We start from the raw sequence: 26131 nt of genomic DNA on the forward strand, positions 1-26131 counted from the left end.
TGTAGACTTCACGTCGTGCCGCGCTCCGCCGTGATCATCGAGGATGACCCTCCCATTCGACGCGTGCTGCGCCACGCGCTCGAATCCGACTTCGACCGGGTACTCGAAGCAGGTACCGCGACAGCGGGCATCGATCTCGTAGCGTCGGAGCAGCCCGCGCTTGTCGTGCTCGACCTGGGTCTGCCGGACGCAGAAGGCGTGGAGGTTTGCCGGGAGCTGCGCGCGTGGTGTGTCGCACCGATCCTCATACTGTCGGCGCGACATTCGGAGTCCGAGAAGGTGACGCTGCTCGACGCGGGCGCCGATGACTACATCACGAAGCCGTTCAGCACGGTGGAGCTTCAGGCCCGCGTACGCGCGCTGCTACGACGGGCGGGCGTGGGCAACGCGCCGTCGCTGCGTATCGAGTTCGGGCCATACGTCATGGATCTCGCAGGACGAACCCTCCGACGAGATGGCGAGATAATTCACCTTACTCCCATCGAATGGGAATTGCTACGCACGCTCGCAGTGAACGCTGGACGGACTCTCACTCACACGCAGCTCTTCGGGGCGGTATGGGCCGGACGACGGTACGGCGACGCGCAGCAATATCTGCGCACGCACATCGCGAACTTACGACGCAAGATAGAAGACGATGTGCTCGACCCGCACTACGTAGTGACCGAGCCTGGGATCGGATACCGTTTTGCAGGGACGTCGTGATGGGAACGGCATGATGGCAATGCCATGAAGCATCGCGCAATGACGATGTGGACAGTGTGGACGCTTGCGCTCGTTGCGGTCACGTTGCTGTTGCTCACCTTCCGCGCCGATCTCGATAAGGCGCACGTCATCCTCGTCTTTCTCCTCGTCATACTGGGTGCGAGCGCCGCCGGAGGACGGGCGCTGGGCGTAGTCTTGTCGCTTGTCTCGTTTGTAATCTTCGATCTGATGTTCCTGCCGCCGTACGGTACGCTGGTCGTTCGGAATCCGCTCGACTGGCTCGCACTCGTGGCGTTCCTCGTCACCAGCCTCGTAGCTGCGCAGCTGCTGTACATGGCGCGAGCGCAGCGCGCGGCGGTCGAGCGAGAGATGGCTGCGCGCGAGGGCGAGCGACTCAAGGATGCGTTGCTCGCCGCAGTCTCACACGATCTCAGGACGCCTCTCACATCGATCAAGGGCCTCGCGCACGAGCTGTCACAGGATGGAGACGAGCGTGCGGCGATAATCGAAGAGGAAGCGGACCGGTTGAATCGCCTGGTTACCGATCTGCTCGACGCCGCCCGGATGAGTGCAGGGAATTTCCCGGTTGCTCCCCAGCCGAATGCGCTCGACGATCTGCTCGGCGTGGTGGTGCGTCAGTTTGCCGGCCGGCCGGACAGGAATCGCCTTGACGTCTCGCTGGATCGTCCGGATGAGCTCGTCATTGGCATGTTCGATTTCGTGCAAACGCTGCGAATCGTGACGAACCTGGTCGAGAACGCTCTCAAGTACTCGCCAGTGGACGCGCACGTGCATGTGTCCGGCGGCGCGGAGGGTGGGCGAATGGTGGTCCGCATTTCAGACCGCGGGCCCGGCGTCGCCGAGCAGGGAGAGTCACGTGCGCTCGACACGGCTTACGGCGACACGCGGAGCGTTTCCGCCGGCCTGGGGCTTTCGATCGCGCGTGGTCTCGCTGCGGCGCAGCACGGTAGCGTGGATTACGAAGCGCGCGCGGGCGGCGGAAGTGTGTTCACTCTCTTCCTGCCGCTCGCGCCGTCGAGCGCTATGTAGCTGCCATGTAGCTACGGTTGGCGGCGGTTGCCGGAACTGCCATCGCCGTGCAGTATGCCCTCTCGCACCGTTACCGCCTTTGCGGAGGCGTTCGGCGTCTCGGTAACTCTCACTCGTCCGTTGGCGCCGTCACGTATTGCGCGCAGGCCTGCCAGCGCAAGCACGGCGTCGACCGGCATCGGCTCGCGTCCATCGATGTATCGCCGTCTGAATTCGTCGAACGACTTGCCGCCGCTCGCGCGACTGATTGCCGACCACCAGTCGCCGCTCGTGAAGCCCTTGCCATGCTTGTAGGTGGTGTTGTAGAGGGTGCGCATCACGGTATCGAGCGAGTTGCTGTTGTCGCTCGCATCGCGGATCATGATGTCGAGAAGAAAGCCAGCCAGGCCGCCCTTTGGATAGTAGATCCCGCTCATGCTGTTGGCGGGATCCACCCACACCGAGAGCGATGCATCACTCAACGACACCGCCCCCGCGTGATCGGCTGCCATGATATAGGCGGCAATCGCGTTGTAGAATCCCGTGCTGTCCGTGATTCCGCCGCGCACCAGCGCAACATTGGCGTAGTAATCCGTTATTCCCTCGCTCACCCAGAGCCACCTGGTCGGCTGCGCGTCGCTGTAGCGGTACGGCACCATGTCCGCCGGCCGGAGGCGCTTGACGTTCCACGAGTGGAAGAATTCGTGCGAGAACAGGCTGGCAGGAGTGTCTTGCAGTCGGGCAAGCGGTATCTCATCCATCTGGGAGTTCTGGTGCTCCAATCCGCCCGCGTTGACGACGGTGTCGGCCACGAAGAAGATCGTGTAGTTCCTGAATTCAACATCGCGGAAGACAGCCATCTCGGCCGGGACGAATCTGTCCACCCATCCGAGAAAGCGTGTCCGGAGCTCGGGGGTCATCACGGTATCGGGATAGATGGAAAGCCTGATCCAGTGATTCTGAACGTTGGTGCTGTCGATGGCAAAGCGACCCACGAAGAACGGCATGTCGACGAGGTCGTGATACCGTGTGGCCGAAAAGGTGTTTGGTTGAGTCGACGGTGTCATCCCGGTTGCGACACGCCATGACGGCTCGGTATGAACGGTCACGCTCGCGCCCCATTCGAGGCTGCGACCTGCGGGATACATGAACAGGTTGGTTCCGTTGAAGAACGAGAAATTCGGTTTGGTCCACGCAACCGCCCGATCGATCGTGTCGGCCAGATATTTGAACGATACCCGGATCTCGCCCGGTGCCTTGGGGATGATCTCCCACGTCTGATAGTCGAGCATGTGCCACTCCAGTGGCGAGCCGTTCGACTCTGCGGTGAAGTTCGACACTCGGCGCGCGAACCAGAGCAACGTGTAGTGACCCGGCGACCACGCTGGAAGCGCGAGCACCACCGGCTTCGTGCTGGCGGTTCGGAACGTCATGGCGACACCGAGCTTGCGGCTTCCAACGGATGCCGAATCGGCCGTGACGTCGTAGTGAACCGCGGAGATTGGTGCGGAAACCAGGCTTGCCTGTGACTGGGGCGTCGTCGCAGGAATTGCGGCAAGCGTACAGACAGCGGTGACAGCGAGGCCGCGCGCTGTGGCGCGAAGCAGGAACACGTATCCTCCGTGACAAAACGCGATGTTTGCGCGACTGGCAGCAGGGCCCCGGATAATATGCAGCCAATGCGTGGGCTTCGCCGGGGGCGTCGACCAATCGCCCAATTGCCGACAGGAGGGCGCACAAACTGCAGTCGATGAGGTGCACCAATATGAGCCTGATCAGCTCACACGGGGAAGTCTTGTCCAAAGGAGTGCATCATGTTCGATCCATACCCACGGCACGGTCATCGCACGCCGCAACAGATCGCGGAGGACACTGAAGGCACGTTCGAACCGACGCGTCCACACCGGCGCGGAGACGAGCACGACGGCAGCAACGGTTCAACGCGCCGCGCTGCAAACGGCCCGGGCACCGCGGCCGAACCCAACCGACACCGGGACGTATCCGACCGGCGCTAGCGGAAACTACATTCCACTGGGATAGGTCTCCGGCTCGTCAGCAGAGACGCGCACGGGCATGTGCAGTGGGTCCACCGCACGAGTCTCATCGATGAAAAGCAGGGCGTCGTATCTGCGCGGAACGATGGTCGGTACATAGTTGCCGTAACGTTCCGCACGCGGATCGTACACCACGCCGATCGCGCGATTGTCCAGCGGCGCATCGAGCCCTTCTATGCCGCCGTCGTCGCTGCCGTCGAAGACAAACAGTGCGTCACGACCGTCAGTCCCGAGATGAGCGAGATCCTCGACACTTCCGACTCGCGCATTCGGTACCTCCATCCTGCGCATCGGTGCCCCCCACTCGCGGCCGGCGATGACGGTTCCGTGATGCGTTGCGAAGCCAGCGAGCACCACGCCTTCCGATTCGTGACTCTGTCGCACGAGCTGGCCCACGTTCACCATGCCGGCCCGCGCCATGTCGGTGAAGCGGGCGTCGCCCACGTGTGTGTTGTGTTCCCATACGATTGCCTTGGCGCGGTCGCCGTGGTGACGCATGAGCCGATCCAGCGTGTCGACCATGTGATGATCGCGCACATTCCACGACGTCGGTCCGCCGCGAACCATGGTTCTGTAATACAACTCCGCACCGCGCGTTATGATCGCGTTCTGCTCCGCATTGAAGTACGCCTCGCGCCCGTCTTCGCGGAACTCGGGGGCTCTGGCTCGAAGCTCACGCAATACGCGAACGGTCTCGTCCTGACAGGACATCGGAACCAGCGCGGTCGCGCGCGCGTACTCCTGTACATCCTCGTTGAACGGCTCGAAGCAGTCGTACGCATTCCTCGCCATCCGCGCGAATTCGGGATCGACGCCTTCGAGGTAATCGACTACCGCCGCCATCGATTCCCACAGCGAATACACATCGAGGCCGTAAAATCCCGTCTTCTGCTCCTCCGGCAGGCCTCGATTGTGTTCGTGCAGCCATTCCGCGAGTGCGACGATTTCGCGATTGGCCCACATCCACGTCGGCCATCGATCGAACGCATGCAGGACTTCCGCCGCACTCGCGCCTGAGTTCTGGTATCCCTTGACGAAGCGATTCACCCGATAGCAGTCCGGCCAGTCGCCCTCGACTCCTATGAACGAGAACTGTTTCTCGAGAATGAGCCGCTTGGACAGCGCTGTTCTCCACGTGTAGAACTCGCTGGTGCCGTGCGATGCCTCGCCGAGCAGGACGTATCGCGCCTCGCCGATCGCGTCGATCAACGGATCGAGATCATCTGCATTGTCCAGGGGCAGCGCTGCATTGCCAAGGGATTTGGTGAGCCCGCGCGCGGCGAAATCGGATTTGTGGACAGTAGGTGAGATCATCGGGCGCAGCGACGGAGCCTACTCACCCACGGTGGAACCGGGGCGATATCGGCCTGTATGAAACTCTGTACCGCACTGCATCACTTTCCTCGCATGAAGCGTGCAAGGACGGGGCAGGCGAGCGGTACGGTTCGCGTTCGTTCATCCCTCGACTCAAGGCTCAAATGGCAACTGCCGGAATAATCGCCTTTGTGGTTCTTCTGATCGCGGTCCCGATATTCCTCGTAAATCGGGACATCGTCGCCCGGCGAATCCGGCATCGGCGCCATCGAAGCACCTCACCACCCCCTTTCCTCTTCTTTCCGGCCAGAGACGAGAGCGACGTGCCGCCGCCTGCACCGGCGTGGAATGGGCGGACCGCCGGACTTCCGTCGTCGCGGCGCGCTCCGGTTCAGCCGGAACCTGGAATCGCCGATCTTCCGGCCACGCCAGCGGCCGGAGAAGCCGGAGGCCCGTCGCCGCGAGACGGCTGGAGCCGCCGCACAGGGCCCGACCGCAGGGCGGCTCCGTAACGTGGTTGAAAAAGGCCCGGTGAGCCAGCCGCCCGCGCCGTTTCTAGCTGCTAATCGGCCGCTGGCGCCTTCACTATCGCTATGGTGCAGCGCGCCACGCAGACGGTACGATCCTCCTCGTCAGCGATCCTGATCGACCACACCTGAGTCGTACGTCCAACATGAACCGGCTCGGCGACGGCCCGAACCGTACCCTCTCGCTTGGAGCGAATGTGGTTCGCGTTGATCTCGACGCCGACTGCGGCGAACTGCGTCGGATCTATGTTCGCGAACGCACCGAGCGACGCGGTTGTCTCGGCCAGAGCGACCGATGCGCCGCCGTGAAGCAGGCCAAACGGCTGTCTGGTCCGGTCGTCCACGGGCATCGTCGCTACGACACGCGTCGGAGTAAGCTCCAGTACCTCTATCCCAACCGCGTCCGGGAGTCCGCGGGTCCTGAGCGCGCGAAGCCAGGCGAGTCGGTCTGTTTGTTCAGGCATGGTGAAAGCTACAACACCCGGTAGGACGAGGCTTGGGACCGGAATTCGCACATGGGTCGAAGGACGGACCTGTGCGACATTACGGCGCCCACGGGGTAAGAAAAGGGCGATTTGGAAGGAGGGTACGTGCAGCGAAGAATCTCGAAATTCGGCAGGTATGCCGCTCCGGCCGTTTGCCTTCTGGCACTTGGTGCGTGTTTCCATCCCGCTCCGCAGGAAGCCGCGGTGTCGTCGGGACGCTATGGAGGTACCGTCGTCGCCTACCCCGTTGGCGGGTACGGATATGACCCCTATGCAGACTATTATGGCTACGGCTACGCGCCGTATGGCCTGCCGTACGGTTATGGCTACCCAGGCTACGTGTACCTGCGGCCGCCTGTCATCGTGACGCCTCCCGTATATCGCCGTCGCTCGCCCGACGGGACCTTCCGAGTCCCCGGGCAATACGGGCTGCACCCGTGGAACGGCAACTCCAGAGAGGGTCAGCTGAGACCGCCGGCGAACGGGAGGCCCGTGCTGCCACCGAGCACGGGACGCATCGCCCATCCAAGGCCCCTAGCGCCGCCGCCGCCGCGGCCAACGGTCAACCAGAAGCCAGCGGTGCCCCCACAGCGGGCCGCGGTCCCCAGGCCTGCGCCGCGCCCTCAGCAGCAGCCTCAGCACAGGCATTAGCACAGTTCCGCGGAGGTCGAGGCCCGAAGCGACATCGGCACCCCAGCTAGAGCTGGGGTGCCGATGTCGTTTAACCCCGTTTGTCAGCGCCTCGAAGTGAGAGCGCTCACGTAGGTGGCGGTCCAGGCCGCGAGTGCGACGATCAGTAAAACGGGGAGCATGATCACGTCGCGAAGCTGATTGTGCTGGTGCGGGTGCATGATCTCTCGAAAGGGGGTGTCACCCCAAGTATCGGAATCCCACCGCCAAACCGTCACCACCGGTTCACTGTCCGCGCTTGAGAGCCGCCAGGCTTGCATAGACGCGGTCGGGGTATGAGTTCATCTCGCCGGTTCCATTGTTGTAGGCCGCCAGCGCGCGATCGTTGTCGCCGTGATGGCTCCTGAGGAATTCCCCGAAGATGTGCGCGCCGAAGCAGATGTTGACGCGTGGATTGTGCAGCGACTTGGGTGTCATCTTGCCGCAACGCGCCTCGTATTCTCTCCACGAGTCACGCTCCGGGAGCACCTGCATGAGACCTATCGCGCCAGCATGACTCGTCGCGCGCGGATTGAACTCCGATTCGGCGTACGCAATGGCAACCAGCAACTTGGGATTCACCCGCGCCTGTTCACCATACGTCTGAAATTCGCGCGCCCATTCAAATGCAGTCACTGAATCGACGTGCTTGCGTGTCAGCCATCCGGCAAGCGTATCGCGACGCAACTCGAGCCCACGTTGCTGCAACGTCGGTGCGAGTACGATCACTGGTGACATGGGAAGCGGTCTGACCGGAACGCGCGGAGCGACGTTCGCGATGAGCACGCCGCACGCAAGCAGCATCACCGGATAACTCAGCGGCTTTGCATTGCGCAGCCTGCGTTTGATTGCGCTCGGCCGAGGGCCAGGGGTCCACGCGTCGGCAGAGTGAGGCAGCACCGACAACGGACCGCAGACGACCGGGATCACAACCAGCTGTTGATCAGAGAGCGTCGCAGCACGAATGTGGTGCTGACAACTTCAACAATTTGTATCGACATCTGTGCACCCCGGGTTCAAGATCCGTGGACTTGCGAAGGAGCTTCCGCACGCAATCTAATGTGAGATTGCGTGCATCGTCTGTGCATTTCCTACACATGCACAACCGATCTCTGACGCGGAATGCGTGCCACTACAAAACTGTCGAGAACATGCGAATTGTCATTCGTGTGATGCTGATAATTGCGACATAATTCCCTAAAAAATGACCACTTTGGGTCACTACTGGATAACATCGCGTTAGTGGCTCACGAGGCAGATGTTGCACCGTCGCATCATCACAACTGTTCTGCTGCTCTCGACCCCGTATCATGCATCGTGCCACAAGCGCATGTACGCACGATTGGGCATGCCGGCGCGGGATCCTGCCATTGCCACCTCGCGCGGCTAATGACGTCTGCCGAGCGGCGTGTTGCGAAGCAGAAATCGTTTTATGTCCGGCGTGAATTCTTCGGACACGTTGCCGGTGGCGTAACTCAGCACGCCGGCAAGCGACAACATCATGGCGTGATGCGGGCTGTGCATGCGACGCGGCTCCCAGCTGTTCACCGCGAATCCCGTCACGACTGCGGCGGCAGCGCGCGACCACGCGATTCTGTGACTTCCGTCGTCGGTGCGCACGAAGAGTGTGTTGTGCAACGCATCTTCGGTGCGTGCAGTGAAGCCGTTGCGCGCGGATCGCTCGAAACGCGGATCCTCGTGCAACAACGCACCCACGCCGAACTCGACTGTGTGGCGAACGACTCCGCCGCCGTATGCGGCTGCATCGCGTCGAGCATAACCGCTGATGCCGGTGCCCCATTCTTTGGGAGTGCGGCGCCATTGCGCGATCCCGGCAGCGTACGATGCGCCGAGTACAGTGCGAATGGAAAACGTCCTGTCAGAATAGAACTCTGCTTTCTGCGCGAAGGTCATCGGACGCAGTGGCGCAGCGCTGTCGGTCGCTGCAGTGTCTGCGACGGTGCACGGGACGTTGCACGGGACGTTGCACGGGACGTTGCACGGGACGTTGCACGGGACGGTACGCGCGGTGCCGGAATCGGCGTTGGTTGGATTTTGTGCGCGGACTCGCGACGTCGGTAGCGCGAGACTGAATCCAATCAATAGCAGGACGCGGAGGGCGCGCGGGGGCATCCATCAAAGGTAGCTACCCGCGCGCCATCCATCGAACCTACTGCTTGGTCGGAGGTGCCGGGGGCAGTTGCGCCAGCCGGCGTTTCATCGACTGAAAGGCAGGGGAATCGGTTTGCAGCTTGGCGAGTTGCGCGGACGGAACGTTGGCGAGCATGCGCTGAATGTCAGCTATGCGGTCCTCGGTTCCGGGGTGATCCGAAAACCATGCCGCTGTCGATCCGGAGCTCCCCTGCGACTGCTCCTCGGCCAGCAGCTTCTTGAAGAAGCTCAACATTCCGGCCGGACTGATGCCCGCCCGCATTACGTTCTGGAATCCGCCGTTGTCCGCCTGCACCTCGTCCTCTCTGCTGAACTTCGCGAACACGGCCGTACCGCCGATGTTGATCGCTGTCGCGGCCGCCTGATTGTTGCACACGTTGGTGAGTGAGCACGCGATCGCGAGGCCGACATTCGCGCCTTGCTGCTGTTGCATCTGCTTCACGGAATGACGCAATACGACGTGCTCGATCTCGTGTCCCAATACGCCGGCGAGCTCGTCCATCGTGCTTGCGTGCGCGAGAACGCCGCGATTCACGTACACGAATCCGCCTGGAAGCGCAAAGGCATTCACCACGTCGGTGTTGACCACGGCAAAATGCCAGTCGAGATCCGCGCGGGATGTGCGCTTCGCGATCTCATTGCCGAGATCGTTGACGTACGCATTCACCTGCGCATCCTGCAGCATCGGAAGCTGTGTGGAAATCTGTTGAGCCTCCTGCTGCCCCATCTGGACTTCCTGCTGCGTGGACACCGCGCACCCTGCGAGGAGCGCGGCGCCTGCGAGTGAAACAGCCAATGAAGTGGTTCGCATTGTGATCCCGGGGTGATGCATCGTGCCCTCGCAAAGTGAGATGTTGCTCCGTAGGCATCGGAAAGGCACGAACCGGACCACTCTGGCTGGCACGCGCGGCGTTGCCCGGCAGGGTTCTCGCAGATAAGTTGGCAGCGGACCGCGTCGAACCGGAGGGTTACCGAATGCAGCCGACCGCTGTGGATCTCGTCACTGTATCGCGGGAGTGTGGTGCTGGGGGGAGCGATTTCGCGGTCGCTCTGGGTGCTGCGTTGGGCTGGCCGGTGCTGGACGGGAATCTCCCCGAGCGCGTTGCCGCCAGATTGCACGTACAGTGTGGCGCAGTCCGGCAACGGGACGAGCAGACGCCGGGCCTGTTCGCCAGGATCGCCTCCACGTTGCTCATATCACCTCCGGAAGCTCCGATGCAGATCGAGACAAGCGATCTGCTGATGCCGGACTCCATCGCACAGGCCGCTCATGCCGAGATCGTGGAGGCCGCGGCTCATCCACCTGCCATAATCGTCGGGCACGGCGCACAGATGATCCTCCGGGAGCGGCCGGGCACGATGCACATCCGACTGGTCGGAACGCCGGAATCCCGTGTCGAGCGACTCGTCGCACGCGACGGAGGGACGCCCGAGGAAGCTGCGGCCAGCGCGCGACGCATCAACGGTCAGCGACAGGCGTACGTCCAGCGCTATTATCATCAGGACTGGGCTGACCCGCTGCTCTTCGACGTTCAGTTCAACACTGCTCGTGTCACGATCGAGCAGGCAGTAACGTGCGTCACGTCGATCATTGCCGCGCGCGGTCACGCAAATCCGGTACACGCATCGAGCAGCTGACACTATCCAACCACGAGTCACATGAAATTCATCTCCACGCCGGACGCGCCGATACCCGCCGGACACTATTCACAGGGAGTCGTGCACGGCGGTTTTGTGTTCGTAGCCGGCCAGCTGCCAATCGACCCCAGGGATCCGTCGCGTGAGCCCGGTCCGATAGAAGACCAGACCGCGCAAGCGCTCGCCAACGTTGGCGCGATTCTAAGCGCAGCTGGAACGAGCCTCGATCGTGTCGTGCAGATGACGGTCTATGTTTCCGACGTATCGCTGTGGGGAAAGGTGAACGCTGTTTACTCGCGCGTGATGGGGAATCACCGTCCCGCGCGCGCGATCGTGCCAAGCGGCGAGCTGCGACACGGCATGCTCATCGAGATTCAGGCGATCGCTGCGGTCGAAGCGACCGGTCCGGAGGCAGCCACGTGAGCGACGCGACTCTCATCTCTCGCGCGGATGTCGATGCAGCGGCTGCGAGACTGCAGGGGCAGGCGGTTCACACGCCGATAATTTCGGCACTCGATCTGGCCGAGCGACTTGGAGTTGCGTGCGGTGTGAAGGCGGATTCGTTTCAGCGTACCGGCTCGTTCAAGTTCCGCGGTGCTTACAACTACATCGCGACAATGAATCCGGCTGATCGGACGCGCGGGGTAGTTGCACCGTCGTCGGGCAATCACGGGCAGGCCGTTGCATGCGTCGCGGCCATATTCGGAATTCCCGCAACTATCGTGATGCCGACGACGGTAACACCGATCAAGCGCGCTGGTGTAGAGCGATGGGGGGCGACGGCTGTGCTCGCCGGCACTACGACGGATGATCGCATGTCCGCCGCACAAGATCTCTCTCGCACTACTGGAGCGGCGATCGTTCCGCCATACGATGACCTCCGGATCATCGCGGGGCAGGCGACCTGCGGCCTCGAGATACTCACCGACGAGCCGGACGCGATGACTTTCGTCGTTCCCGTCGGCGGCGGCGGATTGAGCGGAGGGATCGCGACGATCGTCAAGCTGATGCGCCCCGCTGCGCGAGTGATAGTCGTCGAGCCCGAAGGTGCGGCGAAGCTCTCGGCCGCATGGCGCGCCGGAACGCCCGTGGCGATCGACCGTGCTCGGAGCGCTGCCGACGGATTGCTGGCGGTAAAGATCGGCACGGTCAACTTCGCGCATCTGCACCGTTACGCCGACGAGATTATCACGGTGACCGAAGACGAGATCGCGGAAGCCGCCGCCTATTTATTTCGCGAACTGAAGCTCGTCGCGGAGCCCAGTGGCGCGACTGCACTCGCCGCTCTGCTGGCGGAGAAGGTGAGGCCGAGCGGCGAGACGATCGCTGTACTGAGCGGCGGGAACATCTCGATGGATGCGCTGCGCGAGTTTACCGCAAATCATTCCGCATAAGCAGTCGGCAGTTCTACGCCGCGCTCACTCGTGGCCGCGGAGTCCCGTTGTCGGTCCATGACACGAGCAGCCTCCGAATCGTTCCGCGCGCCGTATCCTGCGTGACGCCAGTCGCCCGCAACGCCGACGTAGTCGGATCATCGTGCACCGAAATGATCGCGAGTAACAGGTGCTCCGTTCCGACCCGGCGATTGCCCAGCATCGCTGCTTCCTCCTCGGCGCGCCGAACGATCATTTCGAGCGAAGCCGGCCTGACCGGAAATCTGCGGAGGCGCAGATTCGCTTCGCGCTCGCGGGAAATCTGATCGGCACGGTCCAGCACCTCGTCGATGCTCACATCGAGCGCGGTGAGTACACCCCGGGCGAGTGACGGTCCGCACCCTTCGATGGCCCGCAATAGCTCCGTACTTGCCAACGCCGACGGGCGCCGCCTCAACGCGACGCTGGTAAGCCCCAGCGTATCCTCAGCCCGGTCCGTAAAGCCACTCTTCCACGACATGACGCACCTCCATATCCTTGCCCGCTCCGCAACGGCGGGCTGATATCACATGTGTCACGCCCTCGCGACAGACGGTTTGCGCGGAACAGCGGCTGATCGCGGATAGGCGCCGAGGTTGACGCCGTGGGAGGCCGAGGGGTATTCTCCCGCTCCACCAGAGCCCCCATGCTTCAGCCCCTACCCATTCCCACGCAGGCGAACGCAGCCGATCGGCGGGGCGGGGTGCGTCCAACCCCCTGGTGGCTGGACCTGCTGCTGGTGCTGTTCGTGGCAGCCATCGCGTTCGGGATCGCGCGCGCGGCGGCGCGCTGGAGCTCGCCACTCTCGCCGAACGTGCGAATCGATACGTCGATCGCGCTGCTCCCGATGTACGCGGGCCTGTCCACGTTGCGCATGGCCGTGGCGTATGTGGTGTCGCTCGTATTCAGCCTCGTCTATGCGCGCGCCGCGGCCGCGAGCAGGACCGCCGAACGCATCATGCTCCCGGTGCTGGACATACTCCAGAGCATTCCGATTCTGTCGTTCATGCCAGGTGTCGTGCTTGGACTCGCTGCCGCTTTCCCGGGCCGCACGCTGGGGCTCGAACTCGCCGCGATTCTGCTCATCTTCACCAGCCAGGCGTGGAACCTCGCCTTCAGTTTCCATCAGTCGCTCACGACGATTCCCCGCGAGCTCAACGAGGCCGCCGACGTGTACCGACTGGGACTCTGGCGCCGTTTTACGCGGCTGGAGCTGCCGTTCGGCGCAATCGCGCTGATCCAGAACAGCATGATGAGCTGGGCGGGAGGCTGGTTCTTCCTCATGGCGTCGGAGCAATTCGTGCTCGGCAGCAACAACCTCCGTCTCCCGGGTCTGGGCTCGTATCTCGCCGCAGCCTCGGAAGCGCGCGACACGCGCGCGATAATATGGGGAATCGTCGCCCTCGTTACGGTTATCGTACTGCTGGATCAGATACTCTGGCGCCCGCTGGTTGCGTGGTCGGACAAGTTCAAGTTCGAGCAGTCCGGCGGTGACGCTTCGGAATCGTGGATGCTGGACTTGCTGCGCAACTCCTCGCTCGTGGCGTGGCTGCACGATCATACAGTAGCTCCGATAGAGAAGTCGCTGGATCGGCCCCGTGAGCCGCGCAAGCGCTCCATTCCGATAGTTCCGCGATGGATGCGTGTGCTCGCGGGATTGCTCCTCGGACTGGCGGCGGTAGCGATCGTCATCTGGGGTGGTTTCGCCGCGTTCCACGCGGTGTCGGGTCTGACCGGAAGAACATGGTGGACGATACTCGTCGCCACACTCGCGACGTTCGGTCGCACGCTCGCAGCGTTGATCATCGCGACGGCGTGGACGGTGCCATTCGGTGTCGCCGTCGGGATGAGCCCCAAATGGTCGCGCAGGTTGCAGCCGGTGGTGCAGGTCATCGCGTCGATCCCCGCAACTGCACTGTTCTCCGTTCTTCTGCTCATACTGCTGTCACTTCCGGGCGGCCTCAACATTGCCGCCATCGCCCTGATGGTGCTGGGTACACAGTGGTATGTTCTGTTCAACGTGATTGCCGGAGCAATGGCGATCCCGTCCGATCTCAAGGAAGCGGCTGGTGTATACGGGCTCACGGGCTGGCGTCGATGGAAGCTGCTGATCATACCGGCGATCTTTCCGTACCTGGTCACAGGGTTGATCACCGCGACCGGCGGCGCGTGGAATGCGAGCATCGTTTCCGAGTACGTGATATTCGCGGGCCACAAGATAAGCACCGTCGGGTTGGGCGCGTTGATCGCGGAAGCCGCCGACGCGCAGAACTTTCCGCTACTTCTGGCGTCCACGCTCGTGATGGCGGCGGTCGTGATACTCGGGAATAGACTCGTGTGGCGCAGGTTGTATCGCATCGCACAATCGCGTTATCGTCTGGAATGAGGCAAGCAGCATGACAACGGCCATATCTGCACCACCGGCGAACGAGCGCGGCGCGGTAATACTCGAAGCACGCGCGGTGGACAAGTATTACGGCGACGACCGCACACCCGTGCTGGATCACGTCAGCGTTGCGTTGCACGCTGGCGAATTCGTCGCGCTGCTCGGCCCGTCGGGATCCGGCAAATCGACGTTGCTGCGTTTGCTGTCGGGACTGATGCCGCCGTCTTCGGGGCGCGTGCTGTCCCACGGCGAGGATCTCACCGGAATCAATCCGAACGTCGCGATCGTGTTCCAGAGTTTTGCGTTGTTTCCATGGCTCACCGTTCTGCAGAACGTGGAGCTCGGTCTGCTCGCGGCTGGGGTTCCGTCCGACCAACGCCGGGAACGCGCGATTGCCGCGATCGACCTCATCGGACTCGACGGTTATGAGGAAGCGTTTCCGAAAGAGCTTTCCGGCGGCATGAAGCAGCGCGTCGGTTTCGCGCGCGCACTGGTGGTCCAGCCGGAAGTGCTTTTCATGGACGAGCCGTTTTCCGCTCTTGACGTGTTGACCGGTGAGACGCTGCGCGCCGAGCTGCAGGAGCTGTGGAGCTCTCGCTCGATGCCCACCAAGGCGGTGCTGCTCGTCACGCACAACATCGAGGAAGCAGTGACGCTCGCCGATCGCATTCTCGTGTTCGGCGCGAACCCGGGGCACATCCGGATCGAGCTGCCGGGACTACCGGCGCACGAGCGAGCGCATCACGGTCCAGCGAGGCAGCATCTCGTCGACGCGATCTATCGCGTGATGACAAACCCGGGTGAGGACGCATCGAAGCTCGTCGGCCGCCCGAGTACTCCCACACGGGCGGAGCGTCCGCGCCGCTATCAGGTGCTGCCCGACGTCGGGATCGACGATCTCACAGGATTCGTGCAGTACCTCTCGACGATGGGCGGCCGTGCGAACGTGCACGATCTCGCGCGCGATCTTCAGCTCCGCAGCGACGACGTGCTCGCCATCGTCGAAGCCACCGACCTGCTTGGCTTTGCCGACCTCCAGGATCGCGCAGTCGTCATCACACAACCGGGAATCGAGTTTGCCGACGCCGATCTCGACATCGAGAAGGCGATGTTCCGGCGTTATGCCCTGGCTCACGTGTCGCTGCTGCGACACATAGTGCGCGAACTGGACGCGTCTCCGTCAGGCACGCTCGACTCGGACCGCCTCATGGAGGAGCTGGAAGAAGCTTTCTCCGGTGGCGAGGCACGTCGTCAGTTCGAGACGGTCGTCGACTGGGGTCGATACGCCGAGTTGTTCTCGTACGACGATGCAAGCGGCGAGCTGCGGCTGGACCCGGAGACCGGCGTCGGAGCGGCCGATGCACTGCGTGAAGCGATGACCGCAGGCGGCTCCGCGACCTGGTCGGTGGACGGGGACGAGAACTAGAGGGGATTTCCCGGATGGCGTCGTCCCCGCGACCGCAGGGACGACGATCCCGTGTGCCTACTTCCTTATAGCCCCACAAACCGCCGCGTAAGCCTTGCCGGCGCTGCTTCCCGGCGGCCGTTTGGCCCAATCGATCTGCACCAGCTGCGAATCCGGCGTATCGTAGCCGGCGACCGGCTTCCCGTTGACGTCATATGTTTGCGCCGAAACGGGCTTTATTCCCTGCGTAGTGCAGTCGATCATCTTACGATCGACCATCGTGCGGTAGGCGTGCTTGCTTCCGATCATCTGGTTCGTCGCGTACTGCCAACGGAGTCGCACGCGATACGTGCCGTCGGGCGCGCGCTTGGTCTGGGTTGTGTCGAGCGCGACTCTTACCGTGGCGTCGTTATAGACGCTGCGCCATGCGCCGGATGGCCCCGAGCTGCTGGTCCTGGTCTTCGCCGTCGTGTGTCGCGGCGCCTTCTGGGCGCCGGCAGAAACGGCCAATACTGCCACGGCGAGCAGCGCCGGAATGAGTTTGCTATGCACCAACTGACCTCACTGGTTTGGAATGGGTTCTTGCCCCAAAGCTTGGAGCACTCCTTGTGCCGCTCGCAATCCGGTGGCCAGCGCGCCTTCGACAGTGCCGCTGCGACCTTCCGTGTTCGTGGCCTCTCCAGAGAAGAATACTGTCTGTTCGATGGGTCTTGAAAGCTTCCTCGCTGATCCGCTGCCGCCGACCACCGCGTAGCTGTAGGCCCCGCGCGAGAACGGATCGTGCTCCCAGTTATGCATCCAGCTTGCGGTCACCAGACCGGCCAGCCGCTCATAAGTCGTACCGAGGTGTGCCGCCAGATCGTGCAGCGCGATTCGCTCGATTTCCGCGTCCGGCATGGCGCACAGGGCCGCCGCCGGCGGACCGCCGACCCACCCTACGAGAATCGGGGCGCGCACCGGAAACTGGGTCCACCAGACGGGAAAATCAGCCCCCGGACTGTGCAGGAAGCTGAGTGACATAAGCCCGCTCCCGCCGTGCGCGGGGGCGTTTCGTAGCCCCATTTCCCAGAAGCGTTCACGAAACGCGAAAACCGTTCGGAGCACGCTACCCATTGCGAGACCATCCACCGCCCCCGTCACCGCCGGAATTTCGGGCTCGAACGTGATCGCGCCCGGCGCCGGTGCCACGGCCTGCAGCACACCGATGGGCACCGTGACTATCACCGTCCGTCCCGACACCGCGCGGAGCTCGCCCGCGGCGTTCTGGCAGCTCACGACGACCTTTCCGCGCTTCCACTCGACTCTCGTCACCACGGTATTGAGCTCGATCGCGTCGTAGACGTCGCGCGCGAGCCACGCCGACACACGGTCGTAACCATCCACCACGCGCCCCGTCCGTTCATCCTCGGGGCTCGCGGCAGGGTCACCACCCTTGGCAAGCCAGCGCTCGCTCACGAGTGATATGTCGGCAGCGTGAAATCCCTGCACGAATTCGATCGCACTGATCCGCGCACGCGCGTCTTTTGGCTTGCGCTTCCGCGCCGCTCGTTCCGCCAGGTAATCCCTGAAGCTCCGGTCCGGCGTACGGTGCTCGTCCAGCTTCCCGAGCACCTTTTCTATCCGCTTCCAGAAATCGACCTGCCTGAAAGTTCCTTCGCGCGCTTGCCAGTGCTCGCCCACCACATCGAATGCTGTCAACCCTGCGGCGTCGATTATCGTATCAGTGTTGGGAGTGGCGCCGTGTAAAAATTCGGCACCAAGCTCGATCGGAACTACCACTGAAGGGTCGCGGTATGTGAAGATTCGGCCACCGACGCGGCCGCGCGCCTCCAGGACGATGACGCTACGCCCGTTTGCGCGCAGCTCCTTTGCCGCGGCGAGGCCAGCCGCACCCGCTCCGATTATTATCGCGTCGACCACGTCAGCCTGATCCATTCGGACTGAATTATACACGGCAATTCGCATATGCAACGTTTTGTACCCGGATCACTGTCAAGGAATGCCGCGGCCCTGCTTGCGGCGAGCTGTTTCGTCATGCTCGCTGCCGGCTGCAGGCCTGCGTCGTTTCACGGCACTGCCTACGAGCCGCCCGAAGCCGCGCCGTCGGTCGTGCTGCAACGGGCCAACGGCGCCAAATTCTCGCTCGCAGACCAGCACGGCTCCGTCGTGCTGCTGTACTTTGGCTACACGCACTGCCCTGACGTCTGCCCGACGACGCTCTCCGACTGGAAGCGCGTCAAGGAAGGGCTCGGCCGCGATGCATCGCGCGTTCGTTTTGTCTTTATCTCGGTCGATCCCGATCGCGACGATCCTGTCACATTGCAACATTTCGTGTCACGCTTCGATCCGGAATTCATCGGCGCAACAGCCGATTCAGCGACACTCGCCGGAATCGAGCATTCCTTCCACGTAAATTCATCACGAGAGGAATCCACATCCGCCGGCGGCTACTCGGTGACCCATCCGTCGCAGACATTCGTGGTGGACAAGAGCGGCAATCTCCGCCTTCTATACTCTTTCGGAATGTCGACGAGCGACATGGTATCCGACATTCGTCAGCTGCTGCGCGGCGCATGAGGGCGTCGGTTTTGCGAACGCTCACATTGATGTCCACGCTCGCCGGACTCGCCGCATGCCATCGCGACGCACCGTTGTCGGCGACGACTTTCGAGCTTCATGACGCATGGGTCCGCGCCACGCCGGACTCAGGCTCGACGACGGCGGGTTACATCCGATTCGTCAACGGCACTGCGGATACGGTCTGGGTATCGCGCTTCTCATCCGACGACGCAGCCACGGTCGAGCTGCACCAATCGTCCGACGTCGCGGGCGAGATGCACATGGCGATGCTCGATTCACTCGCCGTCGCGCCGAATCACAGCGTAACGATGCGTCCTGGCGGCTATCATCTGATGCTGATCGGCGCAACGCACGCACTCGTACCGGGTTCGATGGTGCGAATCGTGATGCATCTCTCTAACGGCGCCGTCGTTTCCACGTCCGCGAGAGTGAAGAGCTGAGTTGATTCCTGAGTGAATTCCCGACGCATCGAGCGCTACGTCGGGCGCGTGCGTCAGATCTCCAGCTGCGCGCCGAGCTCCACCACCCGATTCGGCGGAAGGCCAAAGAAGGCCGTAGCTGGCAGTGAATTTCGCGCCATGAATGCATACAGCTTCTTGCGCCATCGGGCCAGCTTCGTGCTTCCAATCGGAAGCAGCTGTTCGCGGCCGAGATAGTAGGTCGTCTCCATGCGCTGCGCACGCACCCCGAATGCGCGAGCGGATGCAAGCAGCCGTTGTGCATCCGGCGCTTCCATGAACCCGTACTGTGCAACCACGCGCCAGAACCCGAGTGGAAGCTTGGTCACCGTCATTCGCTCGGCGTCGTTCACCTCAGGTATCTCCTTCACCTGTATCGTGAGCAGAATCACCTCTTCGTGCAGCACCTTGTTGTGCTTGAGATGATGCAACAGCACCATCGGTGCACCGCTCGAGTCGGCGGTCATGAAGACCGCTGTGCCCGGGACACGCACGACGTGCGTCTCTGCCAGACTCTTCAATAGCGCATCGAGCGGGAGGCTCGCGTTACGCAGCAGCGTGCGCGTGATCCTGCGACCGGAATGCCACGTCGTCATCAGCGTGAAGATCGCGCCTGCGATGGCGAGCGGTACCCAGCCACCCGATTCGATCTTGACCATGTTCGAAGCTGCGAACCCGAGATCGATGATCAGGAAGAAGGCGGCAAACGAGATGTACTGCCAAGGCTTCCAGTTCCACTTCATCTGTGCGAGCTGAGTGAACAACAGCGTGGTGATCACCATCGTGCCCGTCACGGCGATGCCGTACGCCGCACTGAGTGCCGCAGACGACCCGAAGCCCAGCACCATGATCACGCAACCGATCATGAGCGCGTTGTTCACTTCCGGCACGTAGATCTGACCCGCTTCCTCGCCGGACGTGTGGATGACGTTGAAACGCGGGCTGTATCCGAGTTGCACGCACTGATGCGTGAGCGAGAACGCACCCGTGATGAGCGCCTGCGATGCGATGACGGCGGCGATGGTCGCGAGCGCGATCAGCGGATAGAGCATCGCGTGCGGTGCGAGTGCGAAGAATGGATTTTCCACGCTCGGCGGGTTCTCCAGTACGATGGCGCCCTGGCCGAAATAGTTGAGCGCCAGAGACGGAAGCACCAGCGCGAACCATGCGATACGGATCGAACGCCGCCCAAAGTGCCCCATGTCGGCGTACAGCGCTTCCGTCCCGGTGACAGCGAGCACGACCGCGCCGAGCAGGAGGAACGCGGTACGTCCGTCGTTCAGAAATAGCTGCACACCGTACATCGGACTTATCGCGAGGAGAATGTGCGGGTGCTGCATGATCGAGTAGGCGCCAAGCACACCGATCGTGCCGAACCAGAGCAGCATCACCGGGCCAAACACCCATCCGATATTGGCGGTCCCGTGTCTCTGGACCAGGAACAGCAGAACGAGGATGACTACCGAGAGCGGGACGACGAGATGGCTGAGCGTCGGCGTGACTACTTCGAGTCCCTCGACGGCGCTCAGCACGGTGATCGCGGGTGTGATCACGCCGTCGCCGTAGAGCAGGGCAGCACCGATCAGCCCCGTCATGACGAGAATGACGCGCCATCGTTTGGATAATCGGTCGCGCTGCTGCAGGATCAGCGCGAGGAGGGCAAGGATTCCGCCTTCACCGCGATTGTCGGCGCGCATGATGAAGACGATGTACTTGATGCTCACCGTGAGGATGAGCGCCCACAATATGAGCGACACCACGCCGTAAACGTTGTCCGGCGTCCGTGCGAGCCCGTATTCCGCACGGAACGACTCGCGGAACGCATACAGCGGACTCGTACCGATGTCGCCGAAGACGACGCCGAGTGCGAGCAGCGAAAGCTTGCCGAGTCTGCGACCGGTCGGCTCTTCTACAGGTGGCCGTTCCGAGATTGCCGGGGCCGACACTAGGCCGTGATCCTCACGGCCAGCCATCGGTCACTGAATATGGATAGTGCTCGCGTGAGCGGAGAGTGCATAACTAACTAAAAGGAAGCCGGGTACTCTGCCGGCCGTAGCTGCCCTGGCAACCGCCAGCGCAACCGGAGAAACATATAGCAAGCGGCCGGCCGATTGGCCGTTCCGCGTGAATCGGGTGCAACCTACTCAGTTTCGGCACTGAGAGGTGCCCCCGTGTGTCAATTCACTTACCTTTATGGCATAAAGTACTTGACTGAATCGTGGACTCTGCTAGAATTCCGGAATATGGCCGGCATCGACCGCGGCCGGTCGTCGACTCATGGCGCACGCAATCGGGCGGTCACCCATCACACTCATCATGCGAATCGGACTTCTCTGGACCCTCGCCGCGATCGCCGGAGCATTAGGCGCCATCCTCCTGTTCGACGCACTTCCCGGAATTAACTGGGCCATCTGGGTCGTCGCTGCGATCGCAGGCCTCCTGGTCTATCGCCGACCGGACCGGCAGACTCTTCGCGTAATCGCAACGCCACTCGGCTTTGCCGTCATTCTTGCCGCAGGGGCCGCGGTAACGACGACGCCGATCCTGCGCGTCGCTATAGTCGCCATAGTAGCGTCACTCATGGCGCTCGCAGTGGTGCTGGCGAGCGAACACGGGACTGCACTGGATTATGGCCCCCTCGAGATAATAACGGCTCCCGTTCGCGCGCTCGCGCGCACTGTACGCGGCGCGATCTCATCGGTTGCAGAAACCTTCGATTCGATCGGCTCGGCGCATGAGCGGCCTGCACTGCGTGGCGCTGTGATCGCGGCGCCGGTCGTGCTCGTGCTGATGCTGCTGTTCGCGAGCGCGGATCCCGTTCTTGCACGAGGCCGTGACGCCATTTACGGCGTGTTCAGCAACTGGGGTGACATGCCACGCATCGTGTTCGGACTGTTGCTCGGGTTGTTCGTACTGGGAGCATACGCGGCGACACGCGCGGTACGCTCGTCTTCCGCATCCGCGCCACTGCTGTCGTCGACCGGCGTCGAGCGGATTGGATTGACGGAGCGGCGCATCGTGCTCGCTGCTGCGGCGACGGTGTCGTGGTTGTTCGTGCTGTTGCAGCTCAGTTACCTCTTCGGCGCGTCACCCGCGGTCGCCGGCTCTGGCGTGACGTTCGCGGAGTACGCGCACCGCGGATTCGGTGAGCTTACAGTGGCCGCGACGATAGCCGCGCTCCTCATAATTGCAGCGCACGACAACGTGAGAGCCGTGCACGATAGTCAGACGCGGAACGCGATCACATGGCCCTCACTGGCACTCCTCGCAGCCGTCGCCTGCATCCTTATCTCTGCGTTCCATCGCATCATGCTCTACGAGGACGCGTACGGCTACACCACGACGCGCGTGTACGTGCAGGCGTACATGCTGCTGGCACTCGCGATTCTGTTCGTCCTGGCGTGGCACGTGTGGCGCAAGTTCGACGTGCGCGCACTTTCGCGGCAGATAATGACGGTCGCGCTCGCGACATTGACATTTCTCGTCTTCTGGAATGGTGACGAGTGGGTTGCCCAGGCGAACCTCGATCGGTATTCACATACCGGCAAGCTCGACGTTCAATACCTCACTCGCGGTCTTTCACTGGATGCGTATCCCGCTCTGGTCCAGGCGCTTCCGGGCGTGACGGAGCCTGAGCGCGCGCAGCTTTCGCTGGCCCTCGCGCGGGAATATGCGCGCAGATCCGAGCTGCACGGCACGAAAGCCTGGTACGAGTGGAATCTGCGACGGGAGAGAGCACGCAGCTTCGTCGTGATCACCCATCCCGCGAATATTCCGCCGTCGTTATAGCTTTCGGTCTGGAGGAGTTCAGATGCCAGACCAGATAGCCGAACAGCCACCCGAAACACTCGAGGGGTGGTACGTTCTGCACCAGATATATCGAATCGACCGGGAGCGGAACACGCCCGCCGGCACCGCAGAGAGCGACGTCTTCGGACCCACGAAGGAACGGGGCCAGGGATGGAGCGAAGCGGTTGCGCTCATCGGCTCGACGTCGGATGTGATGTTCATCCACTGCCGGCCGACGCTCGACGCGATCGGCGATGTCCAGCGCGAGCTGGCTCGGCAACCGTGGATGCGCCGGCTTGTCCCGACCTACTCATTCTTGAGTGTCACGGAGGCCGGTCTCTACCACATGACGGCCAGGATCGCCGACGAGGCGATCGCGCGCGGCGGAACGGTTGGTGATGCCGACTACGTTGCCGCAGTCAAGGCAAAGGCGGAAACCGAGCGAACCAACCCGTATGTCCAGCGGCGGCTCCATCCGCAGCGTCCCGATACGATGCCGTACGTGTCGTTCTATCCGATGTCCAAGCGCAGAGACGTCGGTCAGAACTGGTATTCGCTCCCGATCGCGGAGCGAAGCCGGTTGATGCACGAGCACGGACTGAGCGGACGGCGTTACGCCGGTCGCGTGCAGCAAGTCATCACCGGAGCGATCGGGTTCGACGCGTGGGAGTGGGGAGTGACGCTGTTTGCCGGCGATCCGCTCGACTTCAAGAAGATCGTATCGGACATGCGCTTCGACGTCGCGAGTGCGGAGTACGCGGAGTTCGGGCCGTTCTATGTAGGCAAGGTCGGCGCGCTCGCCGAGGTGCTGGGCGGATAACGCCGCCCTCGCACGTCCGGTTAGAACTGATAGTAGAGGAATGGCGAGTTCGTGCCATTCATGAATAGGTACGCGACGAGAAAGCCGGCGGCGTAGACGCCGGCCCATCGTCGTGTAGTTCCGAATTTGAAGTTCCACGTCTCGGGCAGGAACGCGATCGCAAGCAACGCGACGCCGATCCATCCGAGAACCATCGGCGTGGCAGGCAGCGAGACGTCACGCGACAGTCCCACGGCCAACATGCTCCTGAGCCAGCCTGCGGCCATGCGCAACGACGTTGCGCGGAAGAACACCCATCCGATGACCACTAGCGCGAAGGTCTGGGCGCGATAGACGATCGGCGGATATCGCTTGAACACGGGATGGAACCACCGGTCGATGATGAGCAACACACCGTGGTATCCGCCCCATATCACAAACGTCCAGCCTGCTCCGTGCCAGAGTCCGCCGAGCAGCATGACGATCATCACATTGACATAGGTGCGTCGCTTGCCCTTGCGATTGCCCCCGAGTCCGATGTACAGGTAATCGCGCAACCACATGGAGAGACTGATGTGCCATCGTCTCCAGAAATCCTGAATGCCGAGCGAGCGGTACGGTGCGTCGAAGTTCTGCGGAATCCTGAGTGAGAACAGATAGCCGAGTCCCACGGCCATGTCGGAATATCCGCTGAAATCGAAATACAGCTGGCAGGTGTAGCCCAGGGCCGCGATCCACGCCTCGCCGAACGTGAGTGCGTGGATCGAGCCATTCGCGTAGGACGCGAGCAGGGGATCGATGCCGGCGCCGATGTGATCGGCGATGATCACCTTCTTGATCAGTCCAACGACGAAGAACCCGATTCCGATCGCGATCCAGTCGCTGCGCGGCGGTCCGTCGATCTGTTCGAGGTCAGCCTCGATCTGGCGATAGCGGACGATCGGTCCCGCGACGAGCTGCGAGAACAGACTGACGTAGGTGAAATACTCCGCGATGTTGCGTGTCGCCTTGACGCGTCCGTTCGCGACGTCGACGACGTACGAGATCGTGTGGAACGTGTAGAAGCTGATTCCGATTGGAAGGACGATGTGCAGCGCAGCCGGTTGCGCGCGTACGTTTAGCCAGTCGAGCGCGATTCCAAGATTCGCGGCGACGAAATTGTAATATTTGAAGAAGCCGAGGAGTGTGAGATCGACGCTCACCGCACCGATCAGCCAGGCGCGTTTGCGGCTTCGCGATTCAGTACCATCGATTGCAAGTCCGGTGACGAAGCTCACGATGCTCGAGAAGGCGAGCAGGATGCAGAAGCGCCAGTCCCAGTAGCCGTAGAAGACGTAGCCGGCGATCGCGAGCAGGACGTAGCGCTGTTGTTTCCCTTTCGAGAGCCAGAACAGCCCGAAGACGACTGGCAGGAACGCGAACAGGAATACGTTTGAATTGAAGATCATCTTGCGGCCACCGTTTCGGTGCTGCCGGTGCCTGCATCCCGCACTGCCGTCGCAAGTGAGTGAGCGACCGCGACCGCGTTTGTACTATCGAAGTGCATGCAGTCGTACCAGCCCGTGCGGCTTGGGAGGTTCGTCGTGCCGTCCTCGTCGGTCATGGTGACCAGGGGCGGTCTCGCGCGAGAACGGAGATAGGCGACCACCCGTTCATAGTTCGCGCTGATCGCCGGCTTGCCGCGAAGCGAATCGGCGAGTGCGGGGTTGAACGGCGGTATCCAGAGAACGATGTGCACTCCTCTGGCAGTCGCCTCCGATATCAGCGAGTCCAGCATCGCGCGCTTGGAGGCGGCCAGGTTGTCGTAGGTCGCGAATTCGTTCTGCTGCACGGCGGCGCAGCCGGCGTAGTGTTGCTGCCAGTTGTACGTGCCCGCCCTGCGCTCGCGATCGGCCTTGGGGTATTGCAGGATCCCTTCGGCGCTGAACGAGTACGCCGGTTCGGGGGGATGCGCGGCGTTCCGCACTGACTTGATGACGTCGGCGAGATATGAGACCGTGAGCGCGTCGCGGTACGCTCGCGCAACGACGATCGCGCGTTTGATCTTACTGTCCACTGAACCGCTCAGCGCCGTCGAGAGGCGCGCGTTGTGTGTCAGCTCAGGGAGTGGTCCGATGTGCGCGTCGAACGACTGCGGGTCGATTCCCACGACGAGGTTGCGTAGGTTCGGTGCTTTCGCGAGCACGTAGCGCGTGATCGCGAGATCATCCTCGATCGTCGCATTGAAGACGCCAAAGTTGAAGAAGCGCTCGCCCGTGACGGACGTGAATTCGTCGGTCGGAAGATTCATCGAGCGGCTGGAGCCGATGATCACGCCGGACGGCGGCTCGTGGGCCAGACTGGAATCGAAGAGATCGCCCTTTAACTGACGCGTATTCAGCTGGAGGGCGGGGAAGCGAGTTCCTGAGAACTCCCGGCGAGGGTTGACGACCGCCAGTGCACTGAGCAGAACGCCGGTGAACAGTCCGATCCATCCCAAAAATGCCCAGAGAAATCTCATTCCCCCAAGCTTCGGCAAAAACGGCTGGCCGCTGTAACAGCAATTGCGACAACATCTTACGCCGCTGTTGTGCCGAGGTCGGTCGTGCGGTAACTTTCGGGTTCGTTATCTGGCGGATGAGAGCCGGAAACGGGATGTGGCGCAGCCCGGTAGCGCACCTGAATGGGGTTCAGGGGGTCGCAGGTTCAAATCCTGTCATCCCGATTAAA

Annotated in this window: 25 protein-coding genes and 1 tRNA gene; 13 read left to right on the forward strand and 13 right to left on the reverse strand. The window is 62.4% G+C overall.

What is annotated here, in order from left to right; all coding sequences use genetic code 11:
* The first annotated feature begins 15 nt into the window (after window positions 1–15).
* Both V4529_01055 and V4529_01060 read left to right on the forward strand, forming a co-directional pair.
* Entirely contained in the window at window positions 16–705 is a 690-nt protein-coding gene (locus V4529_01055) for a response regulator (GenBank protein ID MES2356907.1), read from the forward strand.
* Window positions 706–729: 24 nt separating this feature from the next.
* Window positions 730–1755, forward strand: a complete 1026-nt coding sequence (locus V4529_01060) for a DUF4118 domain-containing protein (protein ID MES2356908.1) — start codon at window positions 730–732, stop codon at window positions 1753–1755.
* An 11-nt stretch (window positions 1756–1766) separates the two neighbouring features.
* Here the strand turns inward: V4529_01060 and V4529_01065 are convergent, their stop codons facing one another.
* Complete coding sequence (locus V4529_01065; GenBank protein ID MES2356909.1) at window positions 1767–3347, reverse strand: hypothetical protein; 1581 nt, start codon at window positions 3345–3347, stop codon at window positions 1767–1769.
* A gap of 408 nt (window positions 3348–3755) precedes the next feature.
* Window positions 3756–5102: an erythromycin esterase family protein gene (locus V4529_01070; protein ID MES2356910.1), complete on the reverse strand. Its 1347-nt coding sequence runs from the start codon at window positions 5100–5102 to the stop codon at window positions 3756–3758.
* 164 nt (window positions 5103–5266) lie between these two features.
* On the opposite strand from V4529_01070, the gene V4529_01075 reads away from it, so the two are divergent.
* Complete coding sequence (locus V4529_01075; GenBank protein MES2356911.1) at window positions 5267–5614, forward strand: hypothetical protein; 348 nt, start codon at window positions 5267–5269, stop codon at window positions 5612–5614.
* A gap of 50 nt (window positions 5615–5664) precedes the next feature.
* On the opposite strand, the gene V4529_01080 is transcribed toward V4529_01075, so the two are convergent.
* The 5 genes from V4529_01080 to V4529_01100 all read right to left on the reverse strand — a co-directional run bounded on the left by V4529_01080 (window position 5665) and on the right by V4529_01100 (window position 9766).
* Window positions 5665–6093: a hotdog fold thioesterase gene (locus tag V4529_01080; protein MES2356912.1), complete on the reverse strand. Its 429-nt coding sequence runs from the start codon at window positions 6091–6093 to the stop codon at window positions 5665–5667.
* A gap of 755 nt (window positions 6094–6848) precedes the next feature.
* The gene (locus V4529_01085) at window positions 6849–7025 is read right to left on the reverse strand and encodes a hypothetical protein (GenBank protein MES2356913.1); all 177 of its coding nucleotides are present in this window, start codon (window positions 7023–7025) and stop codon (window positions 6849–6851) included.
* Window positions 7026–7029: 4 nt separating this feature from the next.
* Entirely contained in the window at window positions 7030–7713 is a 684-nt protein-coding gene (locus V4529_01090) for a lytic transglycosylase domain-containing protein (protein MES2356914.1), read from the reverse strand.
* Window positions 7714–8169: 456 nt separating this feature from the next.
* Entirely contained in the window at window positions 8170–8916 is a 747-nt protein-coding gene (locus V4529_01095) for a hypothetical protein (GenBank protein MES2356915.1), read from the reverse strand.
* A 37-nt stretch (window positions 8917–8953) separates the two neighbouring features.
* Entirely contained in the window at window positions 8954–9766 is an 813-nt protein-coding gene (locus V4529_01100; protein MES2356916.1) for a M48 family metallopeptidase, read from the reverse strand.
* A 164-nt stretch (window positions 9767–9930) separates the two neighbouring features.
* Here V4529_01100 and V4529_01105 point away from each other — a divergent pair, with 164 nt between their 5' ends.
* The 3 genes from V4529_01105 to V4529_01115 are packed head-to-tail and all read left to right on the forward strand — an operon-like array spanning window position 9931 to window position 11987.
* Window positions 9931–10593, forward strand: coding sequence for a cytidylate kinase-like family protein (locus tag V4529_01105; protein ID MES2356917.1), 663 nt, complete (start codon window positions 9931–9933; stop codon window positions 10591–10593).
* Window positions 10594–10614: 21 nt separating this feature from the next.
* Window positions 10615–11016: a RidA family protein gene (locus V4529_01110; GenBank protein ID MES2356918.1), complete on the forward strand. Its 402-nt coding sequence runs from the start codon at window positions 10615–10617 to the stop codon at window positions 11014–11016.
* Window positions 11013–11987, forward strand: coding sequence for a threonine/serine dehydratase (locus tag V4529_01115; protein MES2356919.1), 975 nt, complete (start codon window positions 11013–11015; stop codon window positions 11985–11987). The genes V4529_01110 and V4529_01115 overlap by 4 nt, the downstream gene beginning before the upstream one ends.
* A gap of 13 nt (window positions 11988–12000) precedes the next feature.
* Here the strand turns inward: V4529_01115 and V4529_01120 are convergent, their stop codons facing one another.
* Window positions 12001–12486: a Clp protease N-terminal domain-containing protein gene (locus V4529_01120; protein ID MES2356920.1), complete on the reverse strand. Its 486-nt coding sequence runs from the start codon at window positions 12484–12486 to the stop codon at window positions 12001–12003.
* Between the two features lie 165 nt (window positions 12487–12651).
* Between V4529_01120 and V4529_01125 the strand changes: the two genes are divergently transcribed.
* Complete coding sequence (locus tag V4529_01125; protein ID MES2356921.1) at window positions 12652–14391, forward strand: ABC transporter permease subunit; 1740 nt, start codon at window positions 12652–12654, stop codon at window positions 14389–14391.
* A 10-nt stretch (window positions 14392–14401) separates the two neighbouring features.
* Entirely contained in the window at window positions 14402–15817 is a 1416-nt protein-coding gene (locus V4529_01130; GenBank protein ID MES2356922.1) for a nitrate/sulfonate/bicarbonate ABC transporter ATP-binding protein, read from the forward strand.
* A 57-nt stretch (window positions 15818–15874) separates the two neighbouring features.
* Here the strand turns inward: V4529_01130 and V4529_01135 are convergent, their stop codons facing one another.
* Both V4529_01135 and V4529_01140 read right to left on the reverse strand, forming a co-directional pair.
* A complete protein-coding gene (locus tag V4529_01135; GenBank protein MES2356923.1) occupies window positions 15875–16348 on the reverse strand; it encodes a surface-adhesin E family protein in 474 nt (157 codons plus the stop codon).
* 9 nt (window positions 16349–16357) lie between these two features.
* Window positions 16358–17731, reverse strand: coding sequence for an NAD(P)/FAD-dependent oxidoreductase (locus tag V4529_01140; protein MES2356924.1), 1374 nt, complete (start codon window positions 17729–17731; stop codon window positions 16358–16360).
* A 99-nt stretch (window positions 17732–17830) separates the two neighbouring features.
* Between V4529_01140 and V4529_01145 the strand changes: the two genes are divergently transcribed.
* Both V4529_01145 and V4529_01150 read left to right on the forward strand, forming a co-directional pair.
* The gene (locus tag V4529_01145) at window positions 17831–18373 is read left to right on the forward strand and encodes an SCO family protein (protein MES2356925.1); all 543 of its coding nucleotides are present in this window, start codon (window positions 17831–17833) and stop codon (window positions 18371–18373) included.
* 29 nt (window positions 18374–18402) lie between these two features.
* The gene (locus V4529_01150) at window positions 18403–18816 is read left to right on the forward strand and encodes a copper chaperone PCu(A)C (GenBank protein MES2356926.1); all 414 of its coding nucleotides are present in this window, start codon (window positions 18403–18405) and stop codon (window positions 18814–18816) included.
* A 53-nt stretch (window positions 18817–18869) separates the two neighbouring features.
* On the opposite strand, the gene V4529_01155 is transcribed toward V4529_01150, so the two are convergent.
* Window positions 18870–20780, reverse strand: coding sequence for a potassium transporter Kup (locus V4529_01155; GenBank protein MES2356927.1), 1911 nt, complete (start codon window positions 20778–20780; stop codon window positions 18870–18872).
* 331 nt (window positions 20781–21111) lie between these two features.
* On the opposite strand from V4529_01155, the gene V4529_01160 reads away from it, so the two are divergent.
* Window positions 21112–22623, forward strand: a complete 1512-nt coding sequence (locus V4529_01160; protein MES2356928.1) for a DUF4173 domain-containing protein — start codon at window positions 21112–21114, stop codon at window positions 22621–22623.
* Window positions 22624–22645: 22 nt separating this feature from the next.
* A complete protein-coding gene (locus tag V4529_01165) occupies window positions 22646–23443 on the forward strand; it encodes a chlorite dismutase family protein (GenBank protein MES2356929.1) in 798 nt (265 codons plus the stop codon).
* Window positions 23444–23463: 20 nt separating this feature from the next.
* On the opposite strand, the gene V4529_01170 is transcribed toward V4529_01165, so the two are convergent.
* Both V4529_01170 and V4529_01175 read right to left on the reverse strand, forming a co-directional pair.
* The gene (locus tag V4529_01170) at window positions 23464–24870 is read right to left on the reverse strand and encodes an MBOAT family O-acyltransferase (GenBank protein MES2356930.1); all 1407 of its coding nucleotides are present in this window, start codon (window positions 24868–24870) and stop codon (window positions 23464–23466) included.
* On the reverse strand, window positions 24867–25922 hold the full coding sequence (locus V4529_01175) for a hypothetical protein (protein MES2356931.1): 1056 nt from the start codon (window positions 25920–25922) through the stop codon (window positions 24867–24869). Before V4529_01175 ends, V4529_01170 begins: the two co-directional genes overlap by 4 nt.
* A 130-nt stretch (window positions 25923–26052) precedes the next feature.
* Between V4529_01175 and V4529_01180 the strand changes: the two genes are divergently transcribed.
* Window positions 26053–26126: transfer RNA gene (locus V4529_01180), tRNA-Pro, on the forward strand.
* Window positions 26127–26131 lie beyond the last annotated feature (5 nt).

This window comes from Gemmatimonadota bacterium, from assembly GCA_040388625.1.
In the GTDB taxonomy this organism is placed as follows: domain Bacteria; phylum Gemmatimonadota; class Gemmatimonadetes; order Gemmatimonadales; family Gemmatimonadaceae; genus Fen-1247.

What these genes read in the sequence shown, in the direction of transcription:
- V4529_01060 (MES2356908.1), top strand. Translation starts at nt 730, where the DNA reads ATGAAGCATCGCGCAATGACGATGTGGACAGTGTGGACGCTTGCGCTC.
- V4529_01070 (MES2356910.1), bottom strand. Translation starts at nt 5,102, where the DNA reads ATGATCTCACCTACTGTCCACAAATCCGATTTCGCCGCGCGCGGGCTC.
- V4529_01075 (MES2356911.1), top strand. Translation starts at nt 5,267, where the DNA reads ATGGCAACTGCCGGAATAATCGCCTTTGTGGTTCTTCTGATCGCGGTC.
- V4529_01080 (MES2356912.1), bottom strand. Translation starts at nt 6,093, where the DNA reads ATGCCTGAACAAACAGACCGACTCGCCTGGCTTCGCGCGCTCAGGACC.
- V4529_01095 (MES2356915.1), bottom strand. Translation starts at nt 8,916, where the DNA reads ATGCCCCCGCGCGCCCTCCGCGTCCTGCTATTGATTGGATTCAGTCTC.
- V4529_01100 (MES2356916.1), bottom strand. Translation starts at nt 9,766, where the DNA reads ATGCGAACCACTTCATTGGCTGTTTCACTCGCAGGCGCCGCGCTCCTC.
- V4529_01105 (MES2356917.1), top strand. Translation starts at nt 9,931, where the DNA reads ATGCAGCCGACCGCTGTGGATCTCGTCACTGTATCGCGGGAGTGTGGT.
- V4529_01110 (MES2356918.1), top strand. Translation starts at nt 10,615, where the DNA reads ATGAAATTCATCTCCACGCCGGACGCGCCGATACCCGCCGGACACTAT.
- V4529_01120 (MES2356920.1), bottom strand. Translation starts at nt 12,486, where the DNA reads ATGTCGTGGAAGAGTGGCTTTACGGACCGGGCTGAGGATACGCTGGGG.
- V4529_01125 (MES2356921.1), top strand. Translation starts at nt 12,652, where the DNA reads ATGCTTCAGCCCCTACCCATTCCCACGCAGGCGAACGCAGCCGATCGG.
- V4529_01130 (MES2356922.1), top strand. Translation starts at nt 14,402, where the DNA reads ATGACAACGGCCATATCTGCACCACCGGCGAACGAGCGCGGCGCGGTA.
- V4529_01140 (MES2356924.1), bottom strand. Translation starts at nt 17,731, where the DNA reads ATGGATCAGGCTGACGTGGTCGACGCGATAATAATCGGAGCGGGTGCG.
- V4529_01145 (MES2356925.1), top strand. Translation starts at nt 17,831, where the DNA reads ATGCTCGCTGCCGGCTGCAGGCCTGCGTCGTTTCACGGCACTGCCTAC.
- V4529_01150 (MES2356926.1), top strand. Translation starts at nt 18,403, where the DNA reads ATGTCCACGCTCGCCGGACTCGCCGCATGCCATCGCGACGCACCGTTG.
- V4529_01160 (MES2356928.1), top strand. Translation starts at nt 21,112, where the DNA reads ATGGCGCACGCAATCGGGCGGTCACCCATCACACTCATCATGCGAATC.
- V4529_01165 (MES2356929.1), top strand. Translation starts at nt 22,646, where the DNA reads ATGCCAGACCAGATAGCCGAACAGCCACCCGAAACACTCGAGGGGTGG.
- V4529_01170 (MES2356930.1), bottom strand. Translation starts at nt 24,870, where the DNA reads ATGATCTTCAATTCAAACGTATTCCTGTTCGCGTTCCTGCCAGTCGTC.
- V4529_01175 (MES2356931.1), bottom strand. Translation starts at nt 25,922, where the DNA reads ATGAGATTTCTCTGGGCATTTTTGGGATGGATCGGACTGTTCACCGGC.